At 38.7% G+C, this 23,914-nt stretch carries 23 protein-coding genes; 18 read left to right on the forward strand and 5 right to left on the reverse strand.

Going from position 1 to position 23,914, the window contains the following annotated elements; all coding sequences use genetic code 11:
• Positions 1 to 26: 26 nt before the first annotated feature.
• On the reverse strand, positions 27 to 1,145 hold the full coding sequence (locus ACZ5XR_RS05685) for a metallophosphoesterase (RefSeq protein WP_464500706.1): 1,119 nt from the start codon (positions 1,143 to 1,145) through the stop codon (positions 27 to 29).
• Positions 1,146 to 1,242: 97 nt separating this feature from the next.
• On the opposite strand from ACZ5XR_RS05685, the gene ACZ5XR_RS05690 reads away from it, so the two are divergent.
• Entirely contained in the window at positions 1,243 to 2,208 is a 966-nt protein-coding gene (locus tag ACZ5XR_RS05690) for a quinone oxidoreductase family protein (RefSeq protein WP_464500707.1), read from the forward strand.
• Between the two features lie 56 nt (positions 2,209 to 2,264).
• On the opposite strand, the gene ACZ5XR_RS05695 is transcribed toward ACZ5XR_RS05690, so the two are convergent.
• Positions 2,265 to 3,095, reverse strand: a complete 831-nt coding sequence (locus ACZ5XR_RS05695) for an alpha/beta fold hydrolase (RefSeq protein ID WP_464500708.1) — start codon at positions 3,093 to 3,095, stop codon at positions 2,265 to 2,267.
• Between the two features lie 194 nt (positions 3,096 to 3,289).
• Between ACZ5XR_RS05695 and ACZ5XR_RS05700 the strand changes: the two genes are divergently transcribed.
• The 5 genes from ACZ5XR_RS05700 to ACZ5XR_RS05720 all read left to right on the forward strand — a co-directional run bounded on the left by ACZ5XR_RS05700 (position 3,290) and on the right by ACZ5XR_RS05720 (position 8,031).
• Complete coding sequence (locus ACZ5XR_RS05700; protein WP_464500709.1) at positions 3,290 to 3,484, forward strand: IDEAL domain-containing protein; 195 nt, start codon at positions 3,290 to 3,292, stop codon at positions 3,482 to 3,484.
• Positions 3,485 to 3,620: 136 nt separating this feature from the next.
• Positions 3,621 to 4,766: a stage II sporulation protein P gene (gene spoIIP, locus ACZ5XR_RS05705; protein ID WP_464500710.1), complete on the forward strand. Its 1,146-nt coding sequence runs from the start codon at positions 3,621 to 3,623 to the stop codon at positions 4,764 to 4,766.
• Positions 4,767 to 5,062: 296 nt separating this feature from the next.
• On the forward strand, positions 5,063 to 6,712 hold the full coding sequence (locus tag ACZ5XR_RS05710) for a copper resistance CopC/CopD family protein (protein ID WP_464500711.1): 1,650 nt from the start codon (positions 5,063 to 5,065) through the stop codon (positions 6,710 to 6,712).
• A 22-nt stretch (positions 6,713 to 6,734) separates the two neighbouring features.
• Positions 6,735 to 7,364: a YcnI family copper-binding membrane protein gene (locus ACZ5XR_RS05715; protein ID WP_464500712.1), complete on the forward strand. Its 630-nt coding sequence runs from the start codon at positions 6,735 to 6,737 to the stop codon at positions 7,362 to 7,364.
• Positions 7,365 to 7,482: 118 nt separating this feature from the next.
• Entirely contained in the window at positions 7,483 to 8,031 is a 549-nt protein-coding gene (locus ACZ5XR_RS05720) for an NADPH-dependent FMN reductase (protein ID WP_464500713.1), read from the forward strand.
• 26 nt (positions 8,032 to 8,057) lie between these two features.
• Here ACZ5XR_RS05720 and ACZ5XR_RS05725 read toward each other — a convergent pair whose 3' ends face one another.
• On the reverse strand, positions 8,058 to 8,696 hold the full coding sequence (locus ACZ5XR_RS05725) for a YczE/YyaS/YitT family protein (protein ID WP_464500714.1): 639 nt from the start codon (positions 8,694 to 8,696) through the stop codon (positions 8,058 to 8,060).
• Between the two features lie 235 nt (positions 8,697 to 8,931).
• On the opposite strand from ACZ5XR_RS05725, the gene ACZ5XR_RS05730 reads away from it, so the two are divergent.
• The 10 genes from ACZ5XR_RS05730 to ACZ5XR_RS05775 all read left to right on the forward strand — a co-directional run bounded on the left by ACZ5XR_RS05730 (position 8,932) and on the right by ACZ5XR_RS05775 (position 19,361).
• Entirely contained in the window at positions 8,932 to 10,116 is a 1,185-nt protein-coding gene (locus ACZ5XR_RS05730) for an aminotransferase class I/II-fold pyridoxal phosphate-dependent enzyme (RefSeq protein WP_464500715.1), read from the forward strand.
• 114 nt (positions 10,117 to 10,230) lie between these two features.
• Complete coding sequence (locus ACZ5XR_RS05735) at positions 10,231 to 10,680, forward strand: CoxG family protein (protein WP_464500716.1); 450 nt, start codon at positions 10,231 to 10,233, stop codon at positions 10,678 to 10,680.
• Positions 10,681 to 10,809: 129 nt separating this feature from the next.
• Positions 10,810 to 12,228 (forward strand): cadherin-like beta sandwich domain-containing protein, encoded by a 1,419-nt coding sequence (locus tag ACZ5XR_RS05740; RefSeq protein WP_464500717.1) that lies wholly within the window; start codon positions 10,810 to 10,812, stop codon positions 12,226 to 12,228.
• 149 nt (positions 12,229 to 12,377) lie between these two features.
• Positions 12,378 to 15,140, forward strand: coding sequence for a phosphoenolpyruvate carboxylase (gene ppc, locus ACZ5XR_RS05745; protein WP_464500718.1), 2,763 nt, complete (start codon positions 12,378 to 12,380; stop codon positions 15,138 to 15,140).
• A gap of 429 nt (positions 15,141 to 15,569) precedes the next feature.
• The gene (locus ACZ5XR_RS05750) at positions 15,570 to 15,974 is read left to right on the forward strand and encodes a helix-turn-helix transcriptional regulator (protein WP_464500719.1); all 405 of its coding nucleotides are present in this window, start codon (positions 15,570 to 15,572) and stop codon (positions 15,972 to 15,974) included.
• A gap of 14 nt (positions 15,975 to 15,988) precedes the next feature.
• The gene (locus tag ACZ5XR_RS05755) at positions 15,989 to 16,588 is read left to right on the forward strand and encodes a hypothetical protein (protein WP_464500720.1); all 600 of its coding nucleotides are present in this window, start codon (positions 15,989 to 15,991) and stop codon (positions 16,586 to 16,588) included.
• 127 nt (positions 16,589 to 16,715) lie between these two features.
• A complete protein-coding gene (locus ACZ5XR_RS05760; RefSeq protein WP_464500721.1) occupies positions 16,716 to 17,252 on the forward strand; it encodes a hypothetical protein in 537 nt (178 codons plus the stop codon).
• Positions 17,253 to 17,614: 362 nt separating this feature from the next.
• Positions 17,615 to 18,880: a coiled-coil domain-containing protein gene (locus tag ACZ5XR_RS05765; RefSeq protein ID WP_464500722.1), complete on the forward strand. Its 1,266-nt coding sequence runs from the start codon at positions 17,615 to 17,617 to the stop codon at positions 18,878 to 18,880.
• Between the two features lie 211 nt (positions 18,881 to 19,091).
• Entirely contained in the window at positions 19,092 to 19,184 is a 93-nt protein-coding gene (locus tag ACZ5XR_RS05770) for a YjcZ family sporulation protein (protein WP_464500723.1), read from the forward strand.
• Positions 19,185 to 19,205: 21 nt separating this feature from the next.
• Positions 19,206 to 19,361 carry a YjcZ family sporulation protein gene (locus ACZ5XR_RS05775; RefSeq protein ID WP_464500724.1) on the forward strand — a complete coding sequence of 52 codons (156 nt, stop codon included), beginning with the start codon at positions 19,206 to 19,208 and terminating at the stop codon, positions 19,359 to 19,361.
• 55 nt (positions 19,362 to 19,416) lie between these two features.
• Here ACZ5XR_RS05775 and ACZ5XR_RS05780 read toward each other — a convergent pair whose 3' ends face one another.
• Both ACZ5XR_RS05780 and ACZ5XR_RS05785 read right to left on the reverse strand, forming a co-directional pair.
• Entirely contained in the window at positions 19,417 to 19,839 is a 423-nt protein-coding gene (locus ACZ5XR_RS05780) for a YkvA family protein (RefSeq protein WP_464500725.1), read from the reverse strand.
• A 163-nt stretch (positions 19,840 to 20,002) separates the two neighbouring features.
• Positions 20,003 to 21,583 carry a peptide chain release factor 3 gene (locus ACZ5XR_RS05785; RefSeq protein ID WP_464500726.1) on the reverse strand — a complete coding sequence of 527 codons (1,581 nt, stop codon included), beginning with the start codon at positions 21,581 to 21,583 and terminating at the stop codon, positions 20,003 to 20,005.
• A 167-nt stretch (positions 21,584 to 21,750) separates the two neighbouring features.
• Here ACZ5XR_RS05785 and ACZ5XR_RS05790 point away from each other — a divergent pair, with 167 nt between their 5' ends.
• Positions 21,751 to 22,011, forward strand: coding sequence for a hypothetical protein (locus ACZ5XR_RS05790; protein WP_464500727.1), 261 nt, complete (start codon positions 21,751 to 21,753; stop codon positions 22,009 to 22,011).
• Positions 22,012 to 22,164: 153 nt separating this feature from the next.
• Positions 22,165 to 23,889: an AAA family ATPase gene (locus ACZ5XR_RS05795; protein ID WP_464500728.1), complete on the forward strand. Its 1,725-nt coding sequence runs from the start codon at positions 22,165 to 22,167 to the stop codon at positions 23,887 to 23,889.
• The last annotated feature ends 25 nt before the right edge of the window (positions 23,890 to 23,914 follow it).

The following is a 23,914-nucleotide window of genomic DNA, read 5'->3' on the forward strand; positions in this document are numbered from 1 at the left end:
AAGGGTGACGGCTGTCACCCTTTTTCCTATACAAAAGATAGATCAATTTGCAAAATTTCTGAACGGCTGCCTATTCTGAGTGGTGGTCCCCAAAATCCAAATCCGGAAGAAACAAAGGCGTGCAGCTGGTCTTTATGCAAATATCCCCAATCTAATTCGAACATTTTTCTCGTGATGAGATGATTCGGAGCCATTTGCCCTCGATGGGTGTGACCGGAAAAAAGCACATCCACTCCATTTTCCGCGGCCTGTTTAATTTCATATGGCTGATGATCCATGGCGATGATCGGTAAAGAAGGGTCGATTTCCGATAATAGCTCCTTAAAAGATTTTCGCTCTCTATCGGTTTTGTCTTTACGGCCAAGGAGATAAAAGCTGTCATCGATGACCAGCACTTCATCCATCAAAATTTTAATATTAATCTTTTTCATTTGCTCGATAAATTGCGGAATTTGTTTTCCGTAATATTCATGGTTGCCCAAGACGCCGAAGACGCCTAACGGAGCTTTCAATTCACTCATCATTTTACCCATATTTTTTTGAATGAACGGTTCCGGCTCGTCATCGATAATATCACCAGGTAAAAGAATGAGCTCAGGATTTATTTCCTTGATATTTTTAATTAATCGTCTTAAGTGGTTTACACCGGACAGACGGCCAAAATGCATATCGGAAGCAACTGCAATTCTGAGCGATGCCAGATGGCTATTTTTTCTTGGTACGGTAATTTCATATTTTCGGATCACAGGACTATAAGCATTGTGTAATCCTCTTCCAAATAGAAGCGCAAAAATGAAAATGACAATAAGCCCAACGAACAATATGGTGGTCGATGAAATAGGTCCTCTATGTGCCGTTTTAATTACAAGAATAACAAGATCAGCGACAGGGAGAATAATAACAGCATATTGAAAGAGTCCAAACCAAAAATTCCCCACAATTCTTAAAAAGGCAAGATACTTGGAAAGACGGCCAATTAAAAAGGAGTAAGCCACGATTCCATATATAAGCCAATAGACAAATAAATAGCAAAATCCAAACGAATGCTTGAGCCATTCCCAGCCGTTCCAGCCAACGAAAAACAGCAAGCCGTTTAAAAGGATAAAAAACATCCCGAATTGAAAAAGTGCTTTTAATTTTCTCATCCCTATGCCCCTTTGGTTTTCTCATCCTAAAGCTTTATGATAAACTTATATATTCGATAATATCTCTAATATTAATAGAAGGAATTGAGGTAGTAAAATGAAAGCACTTGTTTTTGATACTTTCGGTGGGCCGGAAGTACTTCACTATAGAGAAATTGCAGACCCAGTCATCAAAGAGGATGAAATCTTAGTAAAAACTCAAGCAGTAGGGTTGAATTTTGCGGATGTATATCGAAGGAAAGGCAACTATCATCTAGCCGGCAGACCTCCATATATTTTAGGCTATGAAGGGGCAGGGGTTGTAGAAAAAATAGGTGGAAATGTTACCCATGTAAAAGCAGGTGACCGGATTGCTTTTGCAGACGTGCCGTTTGCCAATGCCGAACTGATTGCTGTCCCTATGGAAAAAGCCATCCCGCTACCTGAAGGTATTTCCTTTGAGATGGCATCTGCTATCCTGCTTCAAGGATTAACAGCGCATTATTTAACAAGCGACAGCTATGAGGTCAAAAAAGGAGATTTCGTCCTTATTCATGCTGCTGCAGGCGGTGTGGGGCAATTACTCGTTCAAATTACAAAGCTGCTTGGTGGAAAAGTAATCGGCTTAACTTCTTCGAAGGAAAAGGCGGAGGCTGCCCGTTCAGCTGGTGCTGATACCGTATTTTTATATGAAGAGAATTGGATTGAGGCTGTAAAAAGGGAAACAAACGGCCGAGGTGTGGATGTGGTGTATGAATCGGTGGGCTCAACTTTAGCAGATAGTTTTCAAGCAACAAGAGTTGGCGGTACCGTTGTATTTTATGGTATGGCTGGGGGAGACCCTGCTCCGGTAGATCCAAGGATGTTAATGGATACTTCCAAAACACTAACTGGCGGTGACCTATGGAATGTTCTGACCTCTCATGAGGAGAGAGTCAAACGATCCGACGTGTTATTCAAGTGGATTCTTGATGAAAAGCTTCATATTTCCAATCCGGTTGTTTTTTCTTTAGAAAATGGTGCGGACGCACACAAGCTGCTCGAAAGTCGAAAAAGTACCGGAAAAATTTTATTAATTCCTTAAATCGAAAAGAAGATGCTGACTCTATTGTTTAGTCAGCATCTTCTTTTTTTGATACTCTAACAAACCTCTAAAAACCTTTTTATATGTTGAAAGACCTCGTGTGGACGCTCTTCCGGCAAGGCATGTCCGGTTTCTTTTAAGATTATTAGCTCTGAATTGGCGAGGTCTTTGTTCAGTCTTTCCCCAATATGGACTGGCATGGAGCGATCATGCTCTCCCCAGATTAATAAACAGGGTGTTTGAATTTTGTTTAGTATTTGCGCGGGGAGGTCTCCTTCACGATGCCGGATCATTCTGGTGAGGGCAACGAAAATTTCATCCTGTAAAAAAGGCTGCAAATATCCATTGATCATTTCTTCGTTAATTAACGAGTGATCGTAAATGGTTTCTTGGAGGTTTTTTTTCACCCCTGTTCGCGACAACCAATATTTTACAAACAGATGAAAGTAAGGGAGGTAACTTGTCATAATAAACGGCATACCAAATCGCTTTAAATAGGATGAGCTGCAAAGCAGGATGGCCCTGTCAGCGAGCTCAGGCATCATGTAAAGGATGTTTAGAACAATCTGACCGCCCATGGAATGTCCTAAGAATGTTACTTTCTTTAATTCAAAGAGCTCGATTAATTTGATGATGGTTTGGGCTAAATTTTTATAGGAATAGATGTATCGGCTGCATTTACTGCTTTTTCCAAAAGGAGGCAAATCCACAGATAATACTTGAAATTCCTGATTTAATAAGGGAATTAAATGGCGGAAGGTAAATGTTGATGAGAGAAATCCATGTAATAAAATAACCGTCTTATCAGATGTAGGATTAGGATAAAATTCATAGTATACATTGATGTTATTTACTGAGTGATGTCCAGAAAGAACAGCCTGTTCCATAAATCTTTTCCTCCTGTTGAAGTGTACAAATTTGTTGAATATAATGTTCCCCAATTTCTGTAACCTAGACAGGAAATTTGTATAAAACGTGTTGCAAATAGCCTAAAAAAATTTTTTGAAAAAAATAAATAAAATGTTTGAATTTTTAGAAAACTGTTAGTATAATTAAAAAAAACTAAAGGAGTTGATTTCCGATGGAGAAGAAATTACTTAATTCACCACAAAACTCAAACGAAGAAACGGATTCCAAAATAGCTGAGATGGTGTTAAACAATGCCCTGCTCGATTTCCGCAGAGCTCAAATCCGTGAGGAAATCGATCGCTCCTTACTGGAAAGAAATAAAGAAAAATTCCTTAAGCTGACAGAGGAATTAAAGAAAATTTCTTAAAACTGAATCATGGCAACCAATGAACCTAAAGATTTAGAGGCTCTCCTTAAAAAGGGGCCTCTTTTGTTTTTCATTCAATTGATACTTCTATCTATCATTTTTCATGCATAACATTTGATAGAGGAGGTATATCATTATGAAAAAAAATAAAGAATCCAGCCTATTCGTACGCATTAATGGAGCCGTATTATCGGTTATGTTAGTATTTATTCTAATCGCAGGAATGACGACCATTCTTTCTATTAAAATGTCTTCTGACTCGGTTGGACAAATACTAGAAACATCGGATTTAGATAAACTTTACTTATATTTCTTCGGAAGTGAAAACAAATATTATATTCAAGACCATAAGGAAATTAATGATATTCCGTTAACAAAAGTGGGCTTTCAAATTGCAACCAATATCAAAATTAATGATATTCGGACTTTTTTTGAAAGAGAGCTGCCGGGATTTGCCGAGTTTAATACGAAAATTGAAATTGCCGGAAAAGGTACAGATTTAACCTCGCTGCCGATTGAATCTTCCCCGCCAATGGAGGTTCTCTTAAAACAAAGGGAAATTGCTCAAAATCAATTGAACGAGAATGATTCCAACAACGAGACGCCTCCAAGTCAGACAACGAATGGGAAGGATGTAGTGTACATCTACCATACACACAGTTGGGAATCATATTTGCCATTATTAAAAAGTGTAGCGAACCCCAATGACGCAACAAGTTCTAACAATAGAGTGAACGTTGTCGGTGTCGGAAATATGCTAGTTAAGGATCTGGAAGAGAAAGGAATTGGGTCAGAACACAGTACCATTAATGCAGCAGAAAAGCTTCACGAAAAAGGCTTGGATGCTAATTCTGCATATGGTTATTCACGGGGGCTTGTACAGGAAGCCATGGCTGGAAACCATGATTTAAAATTTATGATCGATATTCACCGTGATTCGCAACGAAGGAAAATAACCACCGCAACAATCAATAATAAAAGCTATGCCCGATTGGATTTTATTGTCGGGACAGCCAATCCTAATTACAAAGAAAACCTGGACCTGGCCAAAAAGCTCCATGAAGCTGTAGAACAAAAATACCCTGGATTAAGTCGGGGAGTTTTTTCAAAGGACAGAAGTATGGGAAATGCAGTATACAATCAAGACCTTTCACCACGAGCGATTTTAATTGAAGTAGGCGGAGTCGATAATAATTATGAAGAGCTTCAAAATGCCATGGCTGCATTCGCGGATGTATTTAGCGAATTCTATTGGAAAATGAAAAATGCAAAAGCATTCTGATATTTGGAAAAAGGAAGGCCGTTATTTTAATAGCGGTCTTCCTTTTTGTTTTGGTTGTTGAATAATGTTATTCTAATATTTGAAAATATGGGTGCTACAATTGTTCACAAAATGTTCATATAGCGACATTGTTAATATTACTTAGGTTGATTAACATTATAGAAGTAGGGGAAATTATACTACTTAGAATTTACGTTTGGTTTGAACAATGTTAATTGAGTTCTGATAGAAAATCCTAGCTTAGTTGAATCAAAAGGATAATCATTTTTGGTTATTATAATTGAGGGGGTGAGGGATTGAACTTTAAAAAAAGCGGGAGCACCTTTTTGCTGGTTGTTTTCCTTTTTCTATTACTTTTCCCGTCTATTTCTTCAGCCCATGCTTATATAAAAAAGTCTACACCCTATGAAAATGAAGTAATAGGTAAAGCCCCTGATAAGGTAACCATTCTATTTGATGAACCGATCCAAAAAGTATTTAATTCTATTCAGGTATTTGATTCCCTCGGGAATCGAGTGGACAAAAAGAATGGACGAATTAATCCGAAGCAGCCGGCCATCCTCGAGGCAGGATTGGAAAAAAACCTTCCGGATGGGACCTATCGAATTGAATGGAAGGTGATTTCAGACGATGGTCACCCTGTTCAAGGGGTCATTCCCTTTCAAATAGGGACCGCAAGCTCACAGCAAAATCAAACCGTGATTCATGATCAAACTAAAGGATATGTACCTCAGGCGGATTTAATTATCATTCGCTGGGTTCAATATATTAGTAATGCCGGTTTTATTGGGCTTTTCTTTTTCCTTCTAATAGTATTGCCAAAAGAGGCAGCACAAATGGTTTCGGCGAGGAAATCAATCGTAAAATTAATCAGGTTTTCTTTCTTCCTCTCAAGTCTTAGCATTCTGTTAAGCCTGCCCTTGCAGGCCACCATTGAAACAGGCTCATCATGGGGAAGCGTGTTTACCATACAAAAGCTTCAGGATGTGATGGTCAATACGGTATTTGGTCACAATTGGCTGATTCAAATTGCTATTTTGATTATTTTAGCAATAACCATGATCATGTTAAAAGCGGACAGGGGGATATGGCTTTATTGTCTCTCGTTTTCATTAGGACTGGGTTTGCTAATGACTAAAGCATTAACAAGCCATGCTGCTTCTTCAACAAATAAATTTTTTGCTGTTTCATTGGACTTCGTTCACTTACTTGCCGCCTCGATTTGGATTGGCTGTTTGGTTGGCATGGTAGCATTGCTGCCAATGAGCAGGAAAAATGAAACAAAGCCGATTTATATCGAGATTATTCGGCGATTTTGGAAGTGGGGAATTATCCTTGTTCTCCTGCTAGCTATGACTGGCATCATTGGGAGTCTCGCTTATTTCCCAAATCTCAGTTCCCTCTTTCATACAGACTACGGCAAGGTGTTATGCAGGAAGGTAATTTTGTTTATCATTATGCTTTTATTTGCAGCTGTTAATTTTCTAAAAGGCCGGAGAAAAAAAGAAAATGGTTTGAGCTTTTCCCTATGGGGCGAATTTGCCGTCGGAGCCATTGTTTTGGTTCTTTCTGTGATATTAACCAATTTGCCAACCGCTATGTCATCCCCTGGGCCATTTAATCAAACCAAAACGGTGAATCATGGAAATATCATTACGTTAAAAGTTACGCCAAATGTAATTGGAGAAAACAGCTTTGAGGTTACTTTGAAAACCAAACAGGGCGAGCCAATGAGCAATCTTGACCAAGTGACCCTTACCTTTAAGTCTCTGGAAATGAACATGGGATCGAACTCTGTCATTTTAAAAAAGATAGCACCAGGCAAATATCGTGACAAAGGGATGAGCTTCAATATGGCCGGTCGCTGGAATGTCCATGTTCACGGTTTAACGAAGGATTTAGAAAATATTGATACCGATTTCCGTTGCATTGTGGGAAGTCAATAATAGATATTAAAGGAGAACTCACATGAAAAAATTAGTAGGTAAGGTTACCAAAGTCGTTATTCCAACAGTTGCAAGTTTATTTATATTTGCCAGCATGGCAAGTGCCCATGTGACTGTCACGCCGAATACATCTACAACGGGTGCTTGGGAAACCTATACATTGAAAGTTCCAGTTGAAAAGAATGTTGCCACCACTAAAGTAACGGTAAAAGTGCCATCAGGGGTTGAAGTTGAATCCTATCAACCTGTTCAAGGTTGGAATTATACCGCTGCTAAGGATTCCAGCGGAAAAGTAAAAACCTTTACTTATACTGCAACAGGGCAAGGGATTTTACCGGGACAATTCCAACAATTTGTTTTTGTGGCCAAAAATCCGGATAAAGCCGAAAAAGCTGCATGGGATGCCTATCAATATTACAAAGATGGAAGCATTGTGGAATGGACTGGCAATGAGGGCTCCGATGCACCGCATTCCATTACGGATATCGTAACAGCAACAACAACACCATCTACACCGGCAACGGATCAACATGCTGCCCCAGCACAAAAAACAACAGAGCCCGCAAATACTGCAAAAGCCAATAACGCACTGCCAATCGCAGCGATTGCTCTTTCCGCGATTGCCCTTGTTTTTTCTTTCCGTAAAAAATAATAAAAGGTAATATAAGCAGGAGAGCCAGTTTCTCCTGCTTTTTTAATAGGCATAAAAGTGGAGAGTTGTTTCACTATAGGAATATAATTATTTCATTAAGTAATTGGAGGGAAATACGATGAAAATTTCAGCATTAGTCGGCAGTAACCGTAAAGAATCCTATAATAAGAAGCTTGCCTTATTTATGCAAAAAAGGTATCAAGGGCAAGTGGAAATCGATATTTTACCACTTGAAAATCTGCCAATGTACAACCAAGATGATGAGTTATCACCACCAGCTAGTGTAATTGAGCTTAGAAAGAAGATACTCGAGAGTGATGGAATTTTGATCGCGACACCGGAATATAACCATTCCATTCCAGGGTTTTTAAAAAATGCGATTGATTGGCTTTCACGTGTGGAGAAAGTGATGGTAAGAAAGCCTGTTATGATTGTAGGAGCTTCCGGTGGCGTGTTAGGGACTGCCCGTGCTCAAATGCATTTACGTCAAATTCTGAATTCACCTGGCGTTTCTGCACTAACTCTCCCAGGGAATGAAGTGTTCATTGGTGGAGTCCAAGATAAAATCGATGAATCGGGAACATTAATTCACGTACCAACCGTTCAATTTTTAGATACAGTTGTAAACAACTTTATTGATTGGGTTGAAAAAACAAAAGGTATGTAAAAAAACGAGTATTGCACTCGTTTTTTTTACACATTCACACTCTGATTCGCAGTCTCATTTTTTGGCTTTTCCACTATTGATTTAAAAAACCTTAACGATCTTTGGAAAATGGGACTTTGAATAAAGGTATAAAAGAAAGTAGCAATAAAAACAGGGCCGCCCAGTGCAAAACCGATAATCAAGACCAAACTTTCAACAATAATCCGTGCCTGACTGACCGACAGCCTCGTTTTGTCCGAAATCGATAACATAAAGCCGTCACGCGGACCGGCGCCGATTCCTGCTGCTACATACATTCCTCCGCCAATCCCCGTAATCAGAATTCCGCATAAGAGAAAAAGATAATCCAACCACGTATTTGTGGCATGTGGCAAAATATTCAACCAAAGAAAAAAATCCATGACCGGTCCAATAATCAAGGCATTTAAAAACGTTCCAATATTTATATATCTTTTGTCCACTATAAGCGAAACGAGGACAAGAATTAAGCCGCACACGACTGACCAGGTCCCGATTGATAAGCCAAAATGCTGATAGAGTGCAACATTCAGAACATCCCAAGGATGCAGTCCAACATGCTTCACCTTAACGGCAATCGCATTTCCCAATCCAAAAAAGATTAACCCCGCGAAAAATAAAAAGTAACGAAAGATGCTTGCCAACAAAGTTACCCCCAAAAGCAATTTATCAGAATTTTTAAACCTATCCTTGAATTTTAAAATAAGATAGTACGATTATCAATGATAATTTTTTGAAACCCGAAATTATTCAATTCAGCTGTACTAATAAAATTATTTGCTTTGTTACCAAATGAATTGAATATTTTGTTAAAATAGTTCTGAATTGCTTTATTAATCAAATAAAGAGAATCAAGAAAGACTTTTAAGGAGGCTTTAAACTATGAATCTCATTCCATCGGAAAAACTCAAAAAAATGACCGCAAGTATTTTTCAAGAGGTGGCCGACAGAAAACAAATGGCCATAAAAAAAGGGTTGGATGTCATCGATTTGAGCGTAGGCAGTCCCGACCTGGCGCCGCCAGCGGAAGTGATCGAGACACTGGTTAAATATGCAAATGACTCCAGTACTTATGGCTATACATTAAAGGGAATATCCGAATTCGGTGAAGCCGTCTGCCATTTTTACAAGCAAAGGTATTCGGTGGATTTAGATCCACAAAACGAAGTCCTTCAGTTAATGGGCTCGCAGGATGGGCTCGCCCATTTAGCGACTGCAATCATTAACCCTGGCGATTATGTACTAGCCCCAGATCCTGGGTATCCCATTTACGAGGCCAGTGTAAACCTGGCCGGCGGGGTTATGTACCCATTGCCATTATTAGCAGAGAATGGGTTTCTGCCCCTGCTTGACGATATTCCAATAGAAGTATTAGCAAAAACGAAAATGATGATCATTAGTTACCCTGGGAATCCGGTAACCGCATTGGCAGACAAGGAATTTTTTGAAAAAGTAGTAGCGTTTGCGAAACAACACAATATTTTAGTCGTACATGATTTTGCTTATTCGGAATTGATTTTTGATGATCATCCACAAATTAGTTTTATGTCCATACCGGGCTCCAAAGAGATCGGAATTGAATTCAATTCCCTTTCCAAAACATTTAATATGGCTGGATGCCGTGTTGGCTATGTGGTGGGAAATGAGCAAGCGGTAAGAATCCTTGCATCCTTAAAATCCCATATTGATTATGGCATTTTTTATCCGATTCAAAAGGCTGCCGTCATGGCCCTTACATCTGATTACGCAGCCTTAAAAGAACAGGCTCGGAAATATGAAATCCGTCGAGATGCGCTATTGATGGGCCTCGAAAAAAGCGGATGGAAGCTGGAAAAATCTCCTGCCACCATGTTTATTTGGGCGAAAATCCCGGCAGGCTGGACTTCGCGGAGATTCGCGTTTGAATTAATTGATCATGCTGGTGTGGCGGTTGTCCCTGGAGATGCTTTCGGGGCACTTGGTGAGGGCTATGTCCGCATTGCATTGGTACAGCCGCCTAAGCGACTTGAGGAAGCAGCCGATCGAATCCATCAATTTCTTACTCAGCATTCTGTGCTATTAAAATAACACTTTTTCCATAAATCAATTCTTCTATAATCATTAAATAAAACATATAACTTTTAAAAAGACCTTCAGCTGATTGGAGGTCTTTTACATTGAAAAGGAAAGAGGGAACATTTTATGCCAAGCGGAATGCATCAGGAGATCATAAATGTACCAATTGATGTGATTTGGGGCTTCGTGAAGGATATGGATAATTGGGCACCACTAGTACCTGGGTATATTCAACATGAAAAATTATCGGAGAGCCAATCGACATGGGAATTTAAGAGCGACATGGGCATAATGAAAAAAAAGGTTAGTTTATTAGTAGAAATCAAAGAATGGAAGGAACCAACAAGAGTTTCTTTTGATTTAACCGGATTGAGTGATAAGTATGCAGGTGGAGGATATTTCGAAGTAGAAGCACTCGGGAATAACAAAACAAAAATGACTGGCTTTTTAGATGTCAATGCAAGTGGAGCGATGGGTAAAATGGTGAATTCAATATTAAAAAATACCATTCCAAAAGCCGCAGAAGAAATGGGAGCAGCGATAGGCTTAAGGCTTACAGAACTTAATAACCATTAAAAGAAAAACTCAAACCGGATAAAGAGCTGGTTTGAGTTTTTTTGATCGAAAAAATTAAGAAAAAATTAAGCCTTGAATGATATAGTTAGTCCACATTTTAATTTAGCGAAGAATTTAGGGGGAATTTAGATGCTCAAAAGGCTGCGAAACGGTAAAGGAGTGAAAATAATTCTTGTGGTTTCGATGTTTGGCATTGGGTCAGTCTCCTACATACCAACTACCTATGCGGCAATGAATCCAACCACTACTACCGCTGCAGTAGACCAACAAAATGCATTATCTAAGTTAGAATTCGATAACATTACTTTCGATCAAGATTTCTCTCCTGATGTTTTTGATTATACGGCAACAGTTGAAAATAGTGTTCAACAAACAGCCATGCACGTGGAAACGCAAAATCCGCAAGCGGTGGTGACCATAAATGGACAAACTGTAAGCAATGGGGAGATTGGTGCATTATCGCTAAAAACCGGTGAAAATATTTTTACCATTACCGTTGATGATGGCTCAAATCCTCCAGGTATTTATAAACTGACGGTGATGAGGAAACAAAATAGCAATAATTTACTAGAAAATATTAAACTATCAAAGGGTGAATTATCACCTGCCTTTAAACCGGCTATTGCTCAATATAATGTAAGTTTGCCAAACGAGACAGCTGCCATTACGATTACGCCTGTTGCTTTCGAAAAAACCTCAGGAATTAAGATCAATAACAAACCATTTAACGGGGAAGGAATTAACATTTCGCTTCCTGTAGGTAAATCTGATATTGCTATTTTAGTTACCGCGGAAACTGGGGAGCCAAAAACATATACCTTGCATGTAATACGAGCGGCAAAACAAACCAGTAATCCGCCGTCTACACACGGTAATAAGCCTGGGACCAAGCCGCAAGGAAATGGATCCCATAATCCAAACCAATCGAAGCAACCTGGAAATGGATCCCATAGTCCAAATCAATCCAAGCAGCCTGCAAATGGATTCAAGAATAGGAATTCTTCTACTCAGTCCAGCCAGAATCAAACTTCAGCATGGAAAAATGGCGCGGCTAACCAATCAGGAGCAGCTGTTCCGAAAATAAATAAGGCAACCTTGTCTTCCTTAACAGTTTCAAATGGAACGTGGAATAAAACTTTTTCCAAAACGGCCTATACCTATCATTTAGCCGAATCTAATAATGTAAATACGATTACGCTTACTCCCGGTGCGACCTATAGCAGCAGCTCCATTAAAATTGATGGAGGCACAAGCGGAACGGTAAAGCTTGATGGCAATAAAACAACGATTCCGGTCGTTGTCACCAATGGAGAGGACCGAAAAACCTATGTATTGGTATTTGAAAAAAACCAGCCAATTAGTGCAGTAAAAACGGAAGCGGTTGTCACTGCCGATGCAACTGTAAGCAGTCCAGCTGCCACGACCACCAGCAATAATAATTCAATCGGCCAGCAGGCGGCATGGAATGGAAGAAATAATACCGCTTCAACATCCATTTGGGGACGAATTGTTGATAGTATTGGTGCTTTTTTCAAAAATATTTTTTAGAGGTTGTGACCGGACAGCCTCTTTTTTTATTGGTTTCTTTAGAAAAAAATAAATTTATTAAATCTTTTCATTAAACAATTTACTAGGAGTGTGTTATATTAATTTATAAAAATTTATTGAATTTTTAGTTTTAAAGGGAAGGTGAGAATATGACAACAGCATTAAGTGTAAATGACAGCAGTCTTCCATTGCGTCGAGATGTCAAATTACTAGGCCAAATGCTCGGGGAAATCCTTGTTAATCATGGTGGAGCAGAATTATTCGACAAAGTGGAAAAAATTCGAAACATGTGTAAATCGCTGCGTAATCAATACGATGAAACGACCTACACCCTCTTAAAAGAAGAAATTGCAAACTTAAGCACGCCGATGAGGAAACAGATTATTCGTGCATTTTCAATGTATTTCCATTTAATCAACGCGGCGGAACTGAATCATCGCATTCGCAGACGCAGGCAATATCAACTGCAAGATGATTCTATCGTCCAGCCTGCATCGATTGAAAGTGCCATCCTGGCGCTAAAGGAAAATGACATAAATGAAGAGACGATTCAAAAAGTCCTTAATACGTTGTCACTTGAATTGATTATCACTGCCCATCCAACTGAAGCAACGAAGAGGTCTATTCTTGAAATCCAACAAAGAATCGCAGATATCTTAAAAAGTCTTGATCATCCGCTATTAACGAAAAAAGAACAGAAAAAGCTGGAAGAAAATTTGTTCAATGAAGTCACCATCCTCTGGCAGACGGATGAACTCAGACATAACAAGCCAACTGTTTTAGATGAAGTTCGGAACGGTTTGTATTATTTTGATCAAACTCTCTTTGATGTACTTCCTGAAATCCATCAAGAAGTAGAGGAGTGCCTTGAGAATAATTTTTCTCAAACCGAGTGGACAATACCGAATTTTCTTCGGTTTGGTTCATGGATTGGCGGTGACCGTGACGGTAATCCCAATGTTACTCATGAGGTTACCTGGGAGACGTTAAAGCGGCAAAGAAGATTAGTCATAAAAAAATATAAGAATGTGTTAGTGGATTTGATGAAACGATACAGTCATTCCACGACAAGGGTTGACGTTAGTGATGAGCTTCTTCAACTGCTTGCAGAGCAAGAGGACAAGGTGTTATCGGACGATAAAAAATGGCCGGTTCAAACCGAGGTTTACCGACGCGTTTTTGCGGTGATTATTGAACGGGTAAAACAAGTAGGAAAATCTGAAATCGGCTACCATTCAGCCGAAGAATTTTTGAAAGATTTATGGATGATAAAAAGGAGTCTGAAAAAACACCATCCTGCAGCACATGAATTGAAGATCTTACAAAAGCTTATTCGACAGGTTCAACTTTTTGGTTTTCATTTGGCTACACTTGATATTCGCAACCATAGCGGGGAACATGAGGCGGCTATATCGGAAATTTTAAGAAAAGTGCGAATCTCTGAGAATTATACTGAGCTCGCTGAAGAGGAAAAGATTAAAATCTTACAAAATATTCTTGCTGATCCGCGGCCGTTGTTATTATTGGATGAAGATTATTCAAGCCAAACTCAAGAAATGATTAAGGTTTTCCAAATGATTAAAAAGGCACATGAAGAATTTGGAAAACGTTCCATTTCAGTTTATCTCGTAAGTATGACAAAGTCTCCAAGCGACCTGCTTGAAGTGCTGGTGCTGGCAAAGGAGGCTGGCATTTACCGGCTCCACGCCGATGGAACTTTGGAGAGTCATATAAATGTTGCTCCATTATTGGAAACCATTGATGATTTAACAGCTGGGTCCAAAATTATGGAAACACTTTTCAAAATGCCTTTGTACCGAAATCATTTGCAGATTTTAGGTGATCAGCAGGAAATTATGCTGGGTTATTCGGATGGAAGTAAGGACGGCGGAACGTTAACGGCAAACTGGAAGCTGTATAAGGCCCAAATTGAAATTCATGAAATGGCGAAAAGCTACCAAATCGGCCTAAAGTTTTTCCATGGCCGCGGAGGTTCGCTTGGCCGCGGAGGCGGACCATTAAACAAAAGTATTTTATCTCAGCCTGCTGAAACGATTGGTGATGGTGTTAAAATTACAGAACAGGGAGAAGTTTTGTCTTCCCGTTACTTGCTTGAAGATATCGCTTATCGCAGCCTTGAACAGGCAACATCAACCTTGCTGCGGGTGGCAACCCATGTTTCGAAAGAAGCGGACCAGGGTCAATCACGTGATGTGCAATGGGAAAGGGCCCTTGAAGAAATTTCAAGTACAGCTTTATCGAAGTATCAGTCGCTTGTTTTTGATGAACCAGACTTCCTGACTTATTTTAACGAAGCAACCCCATTACGAGAGCTTGGGGACTTAAACATCGGTTCAAGGCCAATGAGCCGTAAAAATAAAGGGCGATTTGAAGATTTACGGGCGATTCCATGGGTATTTGCTTGGACGCAATGCCGCCAGCTTCTTCCTGCCTGGTATGCGGCTGGAACTGGGCTGGACAGCTACGCTTCGAAAAGTAATCAAAACCTGACGCTCTTACAGAACATGTACGAAAAATGGCCATTCTTCCAATCAACGATAGATAATTTGCAAATGGCTCTGATGAAAGCGGACATCATGACGGCAAAAGAATATTTATCACTTGTCGAGGATCAAACCATTGCCGAACGGATTTTTACTAATATTGTGGAAGAATATGAACGGACGAAAGCCATTCTCCTCAAAATAACCGGTGATAAAGAATTGCTTGATCACACTCCTAATATTAAGGACTCGGTTTTTAGAAGAAATCCATACGTTGACCCATTAAACTTTCTGCAGGTTGAGCTCATCAAACAATTGCGTGGACAGGATGAGCCAAATGACGAACTATTAACAGAAGTGCTATTGACCATCAGCGGTATTTCTGCGGGATTAAGGAATACAGGCTGATGCATCGGGCTTAGAAGAATAGTAATTGGATTGATTATGAAAAAAACACACAGGATGATAAAATCTTGTGTGTTTTTTTAGTGTTTCACAGAGGCCGATTTTTCGAAATTATTGTGAATAAGCATAGAAGGGCTTAAAGAAATTTTGTATAAAAAACTTGGATTTTGTAGAGGTTTGTCGCCTTAATAAATTCATTGTATGTATATCTGAAAATGGATGAGAATGATGAAGAATCATGTCGATATCGTCTCGTTTCAAATTCCTTTTTTAAAACAATAATTTAATTGTTTACAAGGTGCCGAAAGTAATTGAAATTCTTGATGAACTTCCAAAATCGTCAATCGGAAAACTTTTAAGAAGAAAGTTAAGACAAGATTGACGGGGAAATACTCATAGGTGTAAAATACATATAGGTGGGGTGATAAAGATATGGTGAATCAGGATAATCAGACAGTTAATCCTTCTAAAAATTTTGTACTGCCATTTATTTTATTGCTTCTTAGCAAGGTTTCTCTTCATGGTTATGAGCTTAGTCAGAAGCTGCAAACACATGGATTTAAAACGATTGACCAAGGTAATCTTTATCGGCTCCTTAGGCAACTGGAGAAGGAAGAGCTTGTTACATCTGAATGGGATACAACTGGAAGAGGTCCCGCAAAAAGAAGATATTCTATCACTAAAGCTGGTATTACATATTTAAAAGGCTACGCCAATCAACTAGAAACATACCAATCATTGCTGGAACAATTTTTTAACATGTATTCCAGTTTCATAGAGCTCTATATCCCCACATTTCCAAAAAAGGGATCCGATAGAGAAAGTAAAAAAGAATAAGTGGAGGAAAGACAATGGCACAAAAGAAAAATGAAACCATTCAAGCTGCAGATGATCAATTCATTTCGTCAATGGAAGAAGCAAATTTCCAAGGCTTGTTTATCGACACATTCTGGAAACAATACGAGCAGTTTAGTGAACGGGGAAGACAGTTTCGAGAAAATCGTGAGGATGCCTACTTAAAGTCATTTAAGGAAGTAATTAAGTTTAATAAACAATATCGAAAATCTCTGGAAAACTTTTATGAGCAATCGAAGAAAACAAATAAAGAAGTATTCGATGGAATGCTGAACTGCTTTCAGTTAGTTAAGGAAGAAGCAATTGAACAAGCGACGGTTGCGAGTGAACAGGAAGAACTTTTAAATCAATTTAATAATGTCTCTAAACAAGTAGAAAAACTGGCTCTCACCCCAATAAAGTCCATGTTTCAAATTTTCGATCAATTTGAAAAAAATCTTGAAAAAAGTGCAGAATCAAGTATGACCTTTGCTCGAGAGAGCCGGAATGCCTGGTTACAGGTGAAAAAGGAGTATGTAAAATTAGTAAAAAACACACATTATCAAATCGTCGACCGCAGCAAAAGTGGTTTTAAAGAGCTTGTGAAAACAAGATAATATTACTTTGTACCAGGCGTGAGATCATTCTCACGCTTTTTATTTTAATATAATTGAAATTTTCAAATAACTATCTATAATAAAATTATAAGACTTCTTTTTTATTTGACAAAAGGTGGTGCAAAGTATGGCTGTTTATAGTTCTTCGCAAATTTTGCCAGAAAAAGAGATTCTTTTTTTATTAGATTTATTGCCAAATTCACAACCATCCGCACCTGATATTTATATATTTGACGATTGGAATACCATTTCTGCATTAAATGGCATGAAAAGCAACTTATATTCCAGGTACAATCTCCTAAAGCACCTAGTAAAATCATCGATTTTTTCTACATACAACTATGAACAAAAAAAGATTTTTATTTATCTTTTTAATCTCCCGTACAAAGACCCATTCTTAAAAAAACTCCATGGTGCATTTTGTCTATTTCATGAAATGCGGCATCATCATCAATTCACTACAAATAAACATCAATTTTTATTTGAACATCCTCAAAAAAGTCCATTTTATTCTCTTTCCTGGGCTGAAAAAGATGCTAATAAATTTGCTGTAAAATGGCTGCGACTCAATCGTATTAAAATTAACGAACAATTCCAGCTCCATACCCACTGCTGGGATATAGGTGTCAATGAACAAAACAAACTGCGTATTTTATTAAATTAATAGTGCTGTACTGTATTAATCTTCAAAAAAAGGATGTCCTTCAAGGGTTTAACCCTGCTGGGACATCCTTTTTTTGTCCATTTTGTAACAAAAACAAAAAAAAGAACTATTGAAATATAAATGTAATATTATCATAACTTAATTGACAAAATCAGATGATATACTACTAATTACAACAAAACAAGATGGAATTAGGTCGTTTGTCATAGAATAATGTGAGATTTATAGATGAAAAACAGACTAGTATACATAAAATATGTCAAATAATGCGAAAAATCTAAGACTACTACAACATATTATTATTTAAAAATAATAAAACTGCTGAAATGCTAGTTTGACTATTTGGAAAGTAGGGAAATGGTATGAAAAAGAAACTAACTGCACTTAGTACGATTATAATGCTTGGTTTGGGAAGCGCATTCTCAATCCCAACGGTAAAAGCGGCAGCGAATAATAATCTTTCAAGTATTAAAGATCAGCGTTCGGGGATACAGGAAAGCATCTCGAAAACAAATGGAGAAATTTCACAAGTTGAAGCAAATCTTGTGAAATTAATAGAGCAATCAAAACGTGTTGATCAAGCTATAAAAGATAATCAAACGAAGATTGAGCAAACTGAGCAACAAATGAAAGCGTCTCAAACTGAAATTCATCAACTTCAGCAAGAGGTGTCTACGTTAAAGGAAAGAATTGCAAAGCGAAACGAAATTTTAAAGAAGCGTGCTGTTTCATTCCAAGAAACAGGTGGGACCGTAAGTTACCTGGATGTTTTGCTTGGGGCTTCCAGTTTTAGTGATTTTGTTGACCGTCTTGGAGCTGTTTCTACTATGGTCGAAGCCGATCAGGATCTTTTGAAACAGACTGAGTCCGATAAAAAGGAAGTTGAGGTTAAGCAAGCTTCTGTTGAAAATAAACTTAATGATTTAACCAATATGAAATCTGATTTAGTAGGAATGCAGTCCCAAATCTTGGATCAAAAAAAGCAAAATGACGCATTAAAGCAAGATCTAAAGAGCAAAGAAAAGGATAAGCTATTTAAAAAAGCGATGCTAATTGCCCAAGATCAGAATCTTGCTTCACAAGAACTTCAGATTAGCCAGGTGAATGTAAATCAGCCGGCAGAAGATAATTCAAATTCTTCCAGTCTATCTGATACCAATACAAATTCTTCCAGTCCATCTGATACCAATACAAACACCAATGATTCCACTCCAGTACCAACAGTACCAACTGGGGGCGGGTCAGTTCATACTGTCATTACAGCAGGATATAAATATATTGGGAATTCCGTTTATGTATTTGGCGGCGGTCGTACAGCTTCCGATGTAGCAAATGGCAGATTTGATTGCTCTAGTTTTGTTCATTGGGCATTTGCGCAAGCTGGTTATAATATTGGTTCAAGCACAGACTCATTAAAGTATGCTGGAAGACAGGTTCCTGCAAGTCAAATGCAACCAGGGGATCTAGTATTCTTTAATACTTATAAAACAGATGGTCACGTAGGAATTTATATTGGCGGGGGCAAATTTATTGGATCGCAAAGTTCTACTGGGGTCGCAATTGCCTCATTGTCCAATAGCTATTGGAAATCAGCATTCAACGGTCGGGTTGTTCGGATCATAAACTAATAAAATAATGAAAGCAGCGGGAGTTATGATATCCTGCTGCTTTTTATTATGCCAAAATGACTAACCATATTTTTAATATGTGCGAAGGGGTCAAACATGAAGAAAAGGCTTATCCCCTTTTTCACTCATTGGGTAATTGGGATAAGTGTCTATCGCACATTTTTACCAAACTGAATAGGATGTAGAGAAATTAAAAAAGGAGGTAATGAAAATGACAGGTGTAGCTGGATTTGGCAACGGATTTGCCCTACTGGTCGTATTATTCATTTTGTTAATCATTATCGGAGCTTCGTGGTGTTTTTAATATAAACAGGAGGTAATGAAAATGTTTGGATATGGTGGTTTTGGAGGCTACGGCTATGGAGGTTACGGCTTTGGAGGATGCGGCTGTGGTGGATTTGGCTATGGCGGCGGCTTTGCATTAATCGTCGTATTATTTATCCTCTTAATTATTGTAGGCGCAGCTTGCTTTAATTATTAATAATACAATTGTTTTTGTTAAGAACAGCAAGGAAACCTTGCTGTTCTTTTAATATTTAATCAAAATGATCTTCGGCATTAAACAGACGATTTTTTTTCCATCGGTCAAATTCATCTAATTCTTTTCCGATTTTTTTTAATGCATAGCCTATAACTGCTGCATCATCGACAATGCCCAGCCCAACAATAAAATCCGGGATTAGGTCAAGCGGGGACACGAAGTAAAGAATTGCACCGATTACTGTTATCATTGTTCCTGTTGAAACATCCCGATATTCTCCCTTTGAATAGGATTTAATTAAATCAATGAATAACTGCAGTTTGTCCCAAGTTTCCCCTAACGCAGATTTCCTCTTACTTGCCTTTCGAATGGCTTTATTTAATAATCCTTCCGTTTCCTGTTGATTGTTGAGATAACCTTTTGCAAGGTCATTATATTTTGATTGTTCTTTTTCAAAAAGACCATTTTTTTTGAACACACTATCACTCCCTTTTAGAGGAATTCATGTTAGTTTACCTCAAATAGAAGGGAAAAAATCGTACGTTTGGCTTTATGTATATAACTAAAATGAGGATGCCCTGATTTGGACATCCTCATTGACTTTAGTTTATAGGATTACATCATACTGTTCAGACGATTGACTATTCATGCTGATCCATTGGATTGTACAGAGGTACTGTTGGATTTTTTTCCTGGAACCAACGAAGGGCAAAGTCATTTTCAAATAAAAAGACATATTGGTCAAAACGGTCTTTGACGAGAAGACTTCTGGAGCTTGAAAGATTTTCATCCACCATCTCCGAATCAACCCATCTTGCAATTTTAGAACCCATCCGTTCCATTAACACTTCAGCATTATATTCATTTTTCATCCGATGCTCGAATACTTCAAATTGCAGTTGACCAACTGCTCCCATCAAATAATCGTCGGTTTTCACCGTTTTAAAGAGCTGAATGGCTCCTTCTTGAACTAACTGCTGAATACCTTTATAAAAAGATTTTTGCTTCATAACGTTTTTGGCTGACACGCTAACATATAGTTCCGGTGTAAATTGAGGCAGTCTCTCGTATTGAAAATCATCTTTCCCTGTCGTCAATGTGTCACCAATTTGGTATGTGCCTGTATCATAAAGACCTATAATATCACCGCTAACCGCTTCATCAACCGTATTGCGTTCTTCAGCCATAAATGAAGTGGACTGAGAAAGCTTCAGCTGCTTTCCCAAGCGAGGCAGATTCACTGTCATTCCACGCTCGAATTTCCCAGAACAAATCCGGACAAATGCAATTCGGTCACGGTGAGCGGGATTCATATTCGCTTGAATTTTAAAAACAAAACCTGAAAATTGTTCAGCTAGCGGATTGATTTCTCCAATCGAAGAATTTCGTGCTTTTGGAGGCGGAGCAAATTGGAGGTAGGACTCTAGAAACGTTTGCACTCCAAAATTGGTTAAGGCACTGCCAAAGAAAACGGGCGTTAGCTTTCCGTCAGCAATTTTCTCAACAGAAAATTCATTACCTGCTTCATTAAGAAGCATGATTTCATCAAGGGTTTGTTCAAAAAGGCCGGAATTTTTTATCGAATGGTTTCCTTCAATTTCCCCATCTTCATTTAAAGGAATAAATCTTTCCTCTTCCTTCACACGGAATTGTTCTACTCTGTTATGGTAGCGGTCATAAATACCTAGAAACTCTTTTCCCATGCCAATAGGCCAATTCATTGGATAGGATTCAATCCCGAGAACTTCCTCTAACTCAGCCAAAAGCTCCAATGGAGGTTTCCCTTGACGATCCAATTTATTCATAAAAGTAAAAATTGGGATACCGCGCATACGACAAACTTTAAATAGCTTGAGTGTTTGTTCTTCAATCCCCTTGGCAGAGTCGATGATCATGACGGCACTATCAACCGCCATCAGCGTACGATAGGTGTCTTCACTAAAATCCTGGTGGCCAGGGGTATCCAAAATATTGACACGAAAGCCATCATAGTCAAATTGCATAACGGAAGATGTAACGGAAATTCCCCGTTGTTTTTCAATTTCCATCCAATCACTTGTTGCAAATTTTCCCGTTTTTTTCGCTTTGACAGTTCCCGCATCACGTATGGCACCGCCAAATAACAATAATTTTTCAGTTAACGTTGTTTTACCGGCATCCGGGTGAGAAATAATCGCAAATGTCCGGCGTGACAAAACTTCTTCTGTAAATTTGTTACCCATCTTGTCTTCCTCTCTTTTGACAGTAAATATTTTTGTCTATAACTTCAATCTTATCTCTGAAGCTAAACTTTTGCAAATAACATTTTATTTCTTTTGCCCAGAAGGTGAAAAGAATATAATGAACCATAGTGCATCAAGGTACTATTCTTAAACAATCAGGAGGAATTATGGAAGTTACTTCGTTTGACGAACCAACACTAAATCTTTTGCGTAAAGCCTTTGAAATTGTCCTAAAGCAAAACGATATCTCTTATAAAAGGATTGGCATTGCACAGGAAACGGATCAATTGTTATTTTTGTATGAAGGAAAAGAAGAAAAAGTTCATGTATTTAAATGGAGCAAGCAATCAAGCCAAGGTGTCAGTATAGGAGCTTTAGCCCAAAGCGTTTTAATGCCAATTATTCCACATCTGCGATTACTTTCATAATTTTTCCATCTCTCGCCTTCTTCGACTCTGTTCGGAAAGGCGTTTTCCTTTTTATTCTAATCTGTGCCTATTCTCTTTCCACCGATTCCCACCTGCAATTTAGGAATATCGTACTATAATAGAATGAGACTCTGTTAAAGGAGATGAAGTGAATTGAATAAAAGCAAAAAAATCATTTCTAAAATTATTCCGCTTATTGCAGCGATTATTATAGTTATTGCCGGGATCGCCTGGATTGTGGAGACATCAAATGCCGAGGTTGCTATCCCATTTTCATCAGTGGAAAAGACCATTCAAAATCAACATGGAAAGACGGTCACATTAACTGAGCAATCGGATGGAAGCATCCATATTAAGGCAGGCAGTGCCAAATATGTTTCTCATGTACCTCCAAACAGTCAAATGGTAAGTAAGCTTGTGGAGAAATACAATATAAACTATTCCTTTTCAGACAGCAGTCCATATGGAAAGTGGATTTTAGGCGGTGTGATCATCCTGCTGGCTGGGGCCGCTCTAACATTACAAAAAACAAAAGGCGGTTTTGGATTAACCAATACAATGAAGAACAGTGTTTCAAAAGCCCGCTCTCTTCCAACGATCACTTTAAAGGATGTGGGTGGACTTGGAGAGGAAATGAAAGAAGAGATTCTGCAAACACTCTCTACCTTAAAAGAACCCGAACGGGCAATCAAAATGGGAATTAAACCACCTAAGGGCATTCTATTATACGGTCCTCCAGGCACGGGAAAAACCTTACTCGCCCAAGCCATCGCTCGTGAATTAAATGCAGCATTTTTCTCCGCAAGCGGCTCTGCTTTTAATGAGTTGTTTGTCGGTGTAGGGGCAAGCCGCGTTCGTTCCTTATTCCAGACTGCTAGAAAACAAGGACCGGCCGTTATTTTCATCGATGAAGTCGATGCCCTTGCCGGCAAAAGAAAAGCACATGGTGGAGAAGAAGCGGAAAAAACCTTAACGGAGCTTCTTGTCCAATTGGATGGCGGACATTCAAATGATGGTATTTTATTTATTGCGGCAACCAACCGCAAGGACATGCTTGATGAGGCGTTTCTCCGCCCTGGAAGAATCGACTTCTCTTTCCAAGTACCACTGCCTGATACTAAAGGCCGAAAAGAAATTATTGCGATTCATACAAAAGGAAAAGCATTGGCTTCAGATGTTTTAGCTTCTTTAGATGACCTGGCAGAAAGCACTTCAGGATTTTCTGGTGCAGAGCTTCAATCACTATTTGAAACGGCAAGCAGAAGAGCTGTACGAAATGGGCAGGATATCATTCAAAAAGCAGACATTGATTATGCCCTTGATCGGACGATTTTAGGGAGCACCTCCCGCTCCTTGCAGGACCTTGAAACAAAACGAAGAGTGGCTATTCATGAAGCAGGACATGCCATTATTGCTTCGTTAACAAAACGCGGATCTGTTCGAAAGGCGACCATTATCCCGCGCGGTGAAGCACTGGGCTATGTCGCACCTATCCCAAAAGAACTGCATTTATCCACAACCAGTGACTTATTGGATCGTGTGGCAATGATCTTAGCGGGTGGGGTTGCAGAAAGAATGATCCTGGGTGAGCACAGTATCGGTGTTAGCGGTGATGTGCAGCAAGCCAAGCAAATGATCGAGCATATGGTAGATACAGGTATGCTTCAAGAAGGATTTACCTTAACATTTAATAAACAAGATAAAGAAGCAAAAATGCAAGAGCTTTTTGAAAGAGGGTTATCAAAAGCCGAACAGCTTATTGAAACCCATCACTATCAGTATCAACGATTAGTCGATGCTTTATTAAAAAAAGAAACACTTGAAGGTTCTGAAGTAGAAGAAATTGTTTGGGAATCAAAACCATTAGCATATGCTTAATATACTGGTTCAAAAATAACAAAAA

It is taken from the genome of Neobacillus sp. Fa239, from assembly GCF_055395235.1.

Excerpts from the sequence above, each read along its gene's own strand:
- ACZ5XR_RS05750 (WP_464500719.1), top strand. The coding sequence starts at position 15,570 with ATGGTGAATCAGGATAATCAGACAGTTAATCCTTCTAAAAATTTTGTA.
- ACZ5XR_RS05700 (WP_464500709.1), top strand. The coding sequence starts at position 3,290 with ATGGAGAAGAAATTACTTAATTCACCACAAAACTCAAACGAAGAAACG.
- ACZ5XR_RS05760 (WP_464500721.1), top strand. The coding sequence starts at position 16,716 with ATGGCTGTTTATAGTTCTTCGCAAATTTTGCCAGAAAAAGAGATTCTT.
- ACZ5XR_RS05720 (WP_464500713.1), top strand. The coding sequence starts at position 7,483 with ATGAAAATTTCAGCATTAGTCGGCAGTAACCGTAAAGAATCCTATAAT.
- ACZ5XR_RS05730 (WP_464500715.1), top strand. The coding sequence starts at position 8,932 with ATGAATCTCATTCCATCGGAAAAACTCAAAAAAATGACCGCAAGTATT.
- ACZ5XR_RS05715 (WP_464500712.1), top strand. The coding sequence starts at position 6,735 with ATGAAAAAATTAGTAGGTAAGGTTACCAAAGTCGTTATTCCAACAGTT.
- ACZ5XR_RS05785 (WP_464500726.1), bottom strand. The coding sequence starts at position 21,583 with ATGGGTAACAAATTTACAGAAGAAGTTTTGTCACGCCGGACATTTGCG.
- ACZ5XR_RS05690 (WP_464500707.1), top strand. The coding sequence starts at position 1,243 with ATGAAAGCACTTGTTTTTGATACTTTCGGTGGGCCGGAAGTACTTCAC.
- ppc (WP_464500718.1), top strand. The coding sequence starts at position 12,378 with ATGACAACAGCATTAAGTGTAAATGACAGCAGTCTTCCATTGCGTCGA.
- ACZ5XR_RS05755 (WP_464500720.1), top strand. The coding sequence starts at position 15,989 with ATGGCACAAAAGAAAAATGAAACCATTCAAGCTGCAGATGATCAATTC.
- ACZ5XR_RS05775 (WP_464500724.1), top strand. The coding sequence starts at position 19,206 with ATGTTTGGATATGGTGGTTTTGGAGGCTACGGCTATGGAGGTTACGGC.
- ACZ5XR_RS05790 (WP_464500727.1), top strand. The coding sequence starts at position 21,751 with ATGGAAGTTACTTCGTTTGACGAACCAACACTAAATCTTTTGCGTAAA.
- spoIIP (WP_464500710.1), top strand. The coding sequence starts at position 3,621 with ATGAAAAAAAATAAAGAATCCAGCCTATTCGTACGCATTAATGGAGCC.
- ACZ5XR_RS05685 (WP_464500706.1), bottom strand. The coding sequence starts at position 1,145 with ATGAGAAAATTAAAAGCACTTTTTCAATTCGGGATGTTTTTTATCCTT.
- ACZ5XR_RS05735 (WP_464500716.1), top strand. The coding sequence starts at position 10,231 with ATGCCAAGCGGAATGCATCAGGAGATCATAAATGTACCAATTGATGTG.
- ACZ5XR_RS05695 (WP_464500708.1), bottom strand. The coding sequence starts at position 3,095 with ATGGAACAGGCTGTTCTTTCTGGACATCACTCAGTAAATAACATCAAT.
- ACZ5XR_RS05770 (WP_464500723.1), top strand. The coding sequence starts at position 19,092 with ATGACAGGTGTAGCTGGATTTGGCAACGGATTTGCCCTACTGGTCGTA.
- ACZ5XR_RS05740 (WP_464500717.1), top strand. The coding sequence starts at position 10,810 with ATGCTCAAAAGGCTGCGAAACGGTAAAGGAGTGAAAATAATTCTTGTG.
- ACZ5XR_RS05765 (WP_464500722.1), top strand. The coding sequence starts at position 17,615 with ATGAAAAAGAAACTAACTGCACTTAGTACGATTATAATGCTTGGTTTG.